The sequence below is a fragment of the Terriglobia bacterium genome, from assembly GCA_020073205.1.
Lineage (GTDB): Bacteria > Acidobacteriota > Polarisedimenticolia > Polarisedimenticolales > JAIQFR01 > JAIQFR01.
On record JAIQFR010000166.1, the window covers coordinates 1 to 6,225 of the forward strand.

6 protein-coding genes are annotated in these 6,225 nt (G+C 72.2%); 5 read left to right on the top strand and 1 reads right to left on the bottom strand.

Annotated elements, in window-relative coordinates; genetic code table 11:
- The 5 genes from LAO51_19640 to LAO51_19660 all read left to right on the top strand — a co-directional run.
- Positions 1-506, top strand: a 506-nt coding sequence (locus LAO51_19640) for a hypothetical protein (protein ID MBZ5640957.1), incomplete at its 5' end; no start/stop codon positions are given.
- Positions 503-1,825 carry a tetratricopeptide repeat protein gene (locus tag LAO51_19645; protein MBZ5640958.1) on the top strand — a complete coding sequence of 441 codons (1,323 nt, stop codon included), beginning with the start codon at positions 503-505 and terminating at the stop codon, positions 1,823-1,825. The genes LAO51_19640 and LAO51_19645, both read left to right, overlap by 4 nt.
- Positions 1,822-3,276, top strand: coding sequence for a DnaJ domain-containing protein (locus LAO51_19650; GenBank protein ID MBZ5640959.1), 1,455 nt, complete (start codon positions 1,822-1,824; stop codon positions 3,274-3,276). The genes LAO51_19645 and LAO51_19650 overlap by 4 nt, the downstream gene beginning before the upstream one ends.
- Before the next feature lie 18 nt (positions 3,277-3,294).
- A complete protein-coding gene (locus LAO51_19655) occupies positions 3,295-3,735 on the top strand; it encodes an NYN domain-containing protein (protein ID MBZ5640960.1) in 441 nt (146 codons plus the stop codon).
- A 64-nt stretch (positions 3,736-3,799) separates the two neighbouring features.
- Positions 3,800-4,123, top strand: a complete 324-nt coding sequence (locus LAO51_19660; GenBank protein MBZ5640961.1) for a helix-turn-helix domain-containing protein — start codon at positions 3,800-3,802, stop codon at positions 4,121-4,123.
- 18 nt (positions 4,124-4,141) lie between these two features.
- On the opposite strand, the gene LAO51_19665 is transcribed toward LAO51_19660, so the two are convergent.
- Positions 4,142-6,225: Smr/MutS family protein (locus tag LAO51_19665; protein ID MBZ5640962.1), on the bottom strand; the 2,084-nt coding region annotated here is incomplete at its 5' end.

Consider the following 6,225-nt stretch of genomic DNA (forward strand, 5'->3'; position numbering starts at 1 on the left):
GGGTCGTCGAAGCTCCCGCCCCGGCGCCTCGAGCGGCGGCCGCGCCGCCGATGCCGGCGCCCGCGATCACCGAGCCCGGCACCACGCTCGATTCCGGGGCTGCGGCCGCCGCCCCCACGGAACGCCCGGCTCGCGCCGAGCCGGCGCCGGCCGCAGCACCCGCGCCGCCGCGCCCGCGCGAGGCGGCGGCTCCCTCCGTCGGGAGCGATGTCGCCCAGCGTGCCTCGCGAGATCTCACGAGGCTCGCTCGCGGAAGAGGAGCCTTCACCGCTCAGATCGCGGTGACGTGCAAGCCGGACAATACCCGCCGGATCCTCCAGAGGGCGGGCGGGTCGGAGCGGCTCTTCCTGGTCCCGCTCCCCGCCCGGGGAGCCACCTGCTATCGCGTCTGCTGGGGTCTCTACCCTTCGGCCAAAGAGGCCGCTGCCGCCCCCGACCTCCCCGCGTTCCTGCGCGAGGGCGGCGGGCGGCCGAGTCCCAAGGCCGTCGCGGAGGTCGCGCCATGAGGCACCACAGCTTGGGGTCCGTGATCGCGGGGGCGGCGATGCTCGCCGCGGTGCACGGCGCGGCGCGCGCCGACACGATCGTTCTCGCCGGCGGCGGCGTGATCGAGACCGAGCGGTGGTGGATCGAGGGAGACACGCTGAAGTACGAGAGCCCGAGTGGAACCGTCGGCCTTCCGCGCTCCGTCGTCGTGCGCATCGATCCGGCCTCGGGCGGCGCCCCGCCAGGGGCTCCGGCGGCCGGGCGCCGGCCCGCGGAGCCTTCCGGGTCCGACCGGTCCTTCAGCGCGGAACGGCGGGCCGCGGAGGTCCTGAGGCTCGTTCGCGAAGGAGCGGCCGCACTGAAGGCGAGGGACTTCGACGTGGCCTCCGACCGATTTCGGGACGCTCTCCGGGAGGACCCCTCGATCCCGGGCGCCCGCGTCGGTTTCGCGGTGGCGGAGATCCAGCTGGGCCGGGACGAGTACGCGCTGCGGTGCGTCCTCGACGGCCTCGCGCGCGACCCGAAGGACGCCGATCTCCACGAGATCCTCGGCGACCTCAAGGACCGAGCGGAGCAGGTCGACGACGCGCTCAGGGAGTGGCGCGAAGCGTTTCGCGTCGCCCCGAACGACCGCCTGCGCGACAAGATCGTCAAGGGCGAGAGGGAGCAGACGGCCGGGGCCGACTACGGTCTCTCGACGACGGCTCATTTCAACCTCCGCCACGACGGCGACCTCGACCCCGCCCTGGCCCGGCAGGTGGCGGACTACCTGGAGGACCGGTTCCGCGACCTGTCGGACGCGTTCCGCCACGCGCCTCTCCAACCGATCACCGTGCTGCTGTACCCGAACCGCCAATTCCGCGACGTCACGCAGGCACCCGACAACGTCGTGGGGCTCTACGACGGCAAGATCAGGGTCCCTCTCGGCGGGATCAAGCGGCTGGATCCGGCGGCGCAGCGCGTCCTCGTTCACGAGCTGACGCACGCGGTCGTCCACTCGAAGACCCGGGGGACCTGCCCGCGATGGCTGCACGAGGGGTTGGCGCAGCGGATGGAAGGCCGGACGATTTCCCGCGCCGACCACGAGCGCGTGGCCAGGCTCCTCCGCTCGACCGACCCCGCCCGATGGGCGTCCTCGGGAAGCCTCTCCTACCCCGCGGCGCTCTCGCTGACCCTCTACCTCGAGGAGCTTCGGGGATTCACCGGCCTCGTCGACGTCCTCGACCGGATGGGGGCGGGTGACGCGCCGGAGGCCGCGCTCCAGCAGACGTACGGAGAGGGGTACGACGAACTCTGCCGGAGATGGGCCGGAACCGTGCTGGGGGAGAGGGAGCCTTGAAGGGCACCGCCCCGATCTCCGAGAGGCAGTTCGCCCTCGCGCTGGCCGCGCGACAGCACGAAGAGGCCTCGGGAATCCAGCGAGTGTCTCGCGGCCGCCTCCATCGTCTGTTCTGCCTCGAAGGAGGGTGGATCGTCTTCGCCACCTCGAATCTCCTGGAGGAGCAGTTCGCCGAGGTCCTGGTCCAGGGCGGGATCCTGTCCCCCTCGGACCGCGTCGCGATCCTCGAGGAGGCTTCCAGGACGAAGACGAAGTTCGGCTCCGTGCTCGAGGCGCGGAGCCTCGTGCCCCGCGATCGGCTGCGTGAGGCGATGGAGCGTCACGTGGAGTCGCTCCTCTCCTCGTGCCTCGAGTGGCCCGAGGCGGTGGTCGCCTTCGACGGCGGCCGCCCGGCGCTGGAGGGCGAGATCACGGTTCGCCTGGCCCCGATCTCCTTGATCCTCAAGCACGCCCGGAAGTACCCCGCATCGCTCGACGCACTCCGCGTCCGGATCGGCCCTCCCGACCTGCGCCCCATGAAGTCGGTGGCCATGGCGCCCATCGCGGCGATGCTCGAGCCGGACGCGGCCGGACGCTTCGTGCTGGGCCGCACCGACGGCACCGCGACGGTGGGCGAGATCGCGGCCGCGTCCGGCGCCGGAGAGGAGCCGACGCTCCGCGCGATCTACGGATTCCTCCTGGCGGGGATCCTCCAGCCGGCCGCCGCACCGAACGCCGCCGCCCGGAGCGAGCCGGCCCTCACCCGCGAGGAGGTGGGGGCCCGGCTGGCTCTCGCACGCGATGCGGATCACTACACGGTCCTCGGGCTCGACCGGAGCGCGTCTTCGAGCCGGATCCGCGACGCCTATTACGCGCTGGCCCGCCGTTACCACCCCGATCGGTTCCGCTCGGGCCCCCTGAGTGGCCTCCGCGTGCAGGTCGAGCGCTACTTCACCCAGGTCACGGAGGCGTACAACACCCTCTTCCAACCTGATCGGCGGGCGGAGTACGACGAGCTGCTCGGCGGGTCCACGCAGCCCGAGGCCGCGCGCGCCGGCGACACGGCGTACCTCGCGCGCCAGAATTTCCTGCGCGGCCGCCAACTGGCCGAGAGGAAGCGGCTCGCCGAGGCGCTCACGTTCCTCGACAACGCGGTCCGGCTCGACGAGAGCGTGGCCGAGTACCGCCTGGAGCTGGGCCTCCTGCTGGCCCGCAGCGCGAGGCGCCGCGAGGACGCGGAGCGACAGCTCATCGCCGCCGCCGAGATCGATCCGTCGCTCTCGTCCGCGTACCTCGGTCTCGGCCACCTGTACCAGCGGGCGGGACGAAGCGCGGACGCGGCCCGGATGCTCAGGGAGGTCCTGCGCTGGGAGCCGGGAAACGCGGAGGCCGCCGCCCTGCTGGCGTCGCTCGGCTCGACCCCCGAGGACACCGGGTCGAGGGGCCTCCTGAGAGCGATCTTCAAGAGCTGAACCAGGCGGAGGCAACGCGTGCCGAGGCTGGTGGACGGCGACAACCTCCTCGGCTCCTGGCCGGAACGGGGCCGATCGGAGGGGGAGCGCCGCGCGCTCGCCCGCGAGATCGCTTCGCTGGCCCGCGATTTGAAGCGCCAGGTCGTGCTGGTGTTCGACGGGGAGCCGCCTCCGGGACTGGACCTCGGTCCCGACGTCCGTTTCTCGGGGCGCGGACACAGCGCGGACGATCTCGTTCTCGAGATCCTCCGCGCCCAGGTGGACCCCAGAGGATGGACGGTCGTGACGAACGACCGCGCCCTCCAAGACCGGTGCCGGCATGCCGGGGCGCGGGTCGAGCGGTGCGACGCGTTCCGCGAGCGGCTGACACGGGCCGCCCCGCCCGAGAAGCCCGCGGCGTCCCGCGACGTCGCCTACTGGATGGAAGTGTTCGGAGAGGACGAAGGGCCGGCGGACTGAGAGGCGGCGGCACCGGGATTTACAGGCTGGGGATGCAAGCATTCCCTTGCATATAATGGCCGGTGTGGACTTCGACAGAGTTTTCAAGGCGCTCGCCCATCCGGCGCGGAGGAGCCTGCTCGACGCCCTCAGGACCTCGGGCGGCCAGACGCTGGGGGAGCTCTGCTCGAATCTCGACATGAGCCGCCAAGCGGTCACGCAACATCTCGCGCGTCTCCAGGAGGCGAATCTGATCGCCACGATCCGGCAGGGGCGGGAGAAGCTGCACTACCTCAATCCCGTCCCGATCCACGAGATCCACCGACGTTGGATCGAGAAGTTCGAGCGGCATCGCCTGGACGCGCTGCACGAGCTCGAGAAAGCCACCGAACCGGATCCTCGCGGATGAGCGTCTGCGGTCGCCCGGTCACCGGATGCGGACCACGGTCGCGCCGTCCCCCCCTTCCCGAGGCTCGCCGGAGCGCTGGCTCTCCACATGGGGATGCCCGCGAAGGAAGCGCCGGACCGAGGCGCGCAGTCGGCCCGTGCCGTGACCGTGGACGACGCGGACCTCCGCGGTCCCATGGAGAGCCGCCTGGTCGAGGAACCGGTCCAACTCGGGGAGCGCCTCGTCCACGGTCTTTCCGATCAGGAGCAGCTCCGTCGGCGTGTCGTCCGTCAGCCCCGGACCCGGCTCGGCGGGGCGGCGTGCCGCCGCCGCACGGGCCGGCGCGGTCGGCGCTTCCGCCCCCGCCGGGGCCAGGTCGGCCCCCAGAACCATGATGCCGACGCTCCCCATGCGGACCTCGACCTTGTCGCCCCGGACCGACACGATCTCTCCCTCCCGATCCAAGGAGAGCACCCGGACCCTGAGGCCCGGGCGCGGCGAGATCGGTGCGGCGGGCTCCGACGCCGTCCCGCCCCCCGGAGGCACTCCTCCGGTCTTCCGCCGGATCTCGCCCTTGAGACGCGACTCGGCCCTCGCCTGCTCCTTCTCGAGCCTCGCCCTCTCTCGCTTGTCGTGGATCGCCTGGAGCTCGCGCTTCCCCTGCTCGTGGAACGCACGGAGGGCTCCCTCGAGAGATTCCTGCGCGTGGCGCCGCCATCGCTCGGAATCCGCCGCGGCGCGGGAGGCGAGCCGTCGCTCCTCCTCCCTGAGCCGCTCCTGCTCCGTCACGACGCTCGCGCGCCGGGCCTCGAGATCCGAGACCAGCTCGCGGAGGCGCGATAGGTAGTCCTCCGTCTGCCTCCCTCCGGGCGCGATCAACGCTCGGGCGCGGTCCACCACGGCCTCGGGGAGGCCGAGCCGCGCCGCGATCTCGACTCCCGCGGAGACGCCCGCCGCACCCATCAGGATGCGGAACGTGGGCTTCAGCGTCTCCTCGTCGAATTCCATCGCGGCGCTGGCGGCGCCGGCCGTCGTGAACGCCCAGGCCTTGAGCACGCCCTGGTGCGTGGTCGCCACCGCGGTGATCCCGGGAGCGAGAAGGCGCTCGAGCACCGCCTGCGCCAGGGCCACGCCTTCGGCCGGCTCGGTCCCGGTTCCGATCTCGTCGAAGAGGAGCAGCGCCGGAGGCTCCATCGTCTCGAGGAACCTCGCCACCGCCCGGACGTGAGCCGAGAACGTGGACAGGTCCGCGTCGATCGACTGGTGGTCGCCGATGTCCGCCCGGACCTGGCGGTAGAGCGGGAGGCTCGCCTCCCGCGCCGCAACCGGCAGGCCGGAGTGCGCCATGACGACGGCGAGCCCCAGGGTCTTGAGCGCGACGGTCTTCCCCCCGGCATTCGGGCCCGAGATAACGAGCACTTGGTCGGGCGGGTTCAGCTCGATGCCGATCGGGACGCACCGCGCCCCCTGGTCCCTGAGTCTCCGGTCGAGCAGCGGATGGCGGGCCTCCCGGACCCTCAGCGGGAAACCGGGGCCGATCCGGGGCGTGACCGCTTCCGCCGCCGCGGCGAAAAGCGCGCGGGCCTGCAAGGTATCGGCGGAGACGAGACCGTCCATCGCGACCAGAACGTCCCCGTGGCGATCGCGAAACCGGCGGCTCCACCTCTCGACGACCCGGTCCTGCTCCGCCGCCTCGGCCTCACTCAGGCGCACCAGCTCGTTGTTGAGATCCACGGACTCCATGGGCTCGACGAAGAGCGTGGCGCCGGACGACGATGCCGAGTGCACGATCCCTCTGACCCCCCGTGGCGCGTCGGAGCGGACCGGGATCACGTACCGTCCATTCCTCTGGGTGATGAAGTCGTCCTGGATCACGGTCTCGGCGCCGGGCTCGTGGAGGTACGACTCCAGCATCCGCCTCAGCCTCTCCCCCACCCTCGACGCCGCGACGCGAATCCGGCGGAGCTCTTGGCTCGCGTCGTCGGAGATCCGGCCGTCGGGCTCCACGTTCCGGACCACCTCGACCGCCTCCGCGCGGAGGTCCGGGGAGGCGGCGCCGAGGTCTCTCAGCTTGGGGTAGTCGGCGGCGGGCAGCCGGAGCAGGGCGGCGCGAGCCTCGCCCG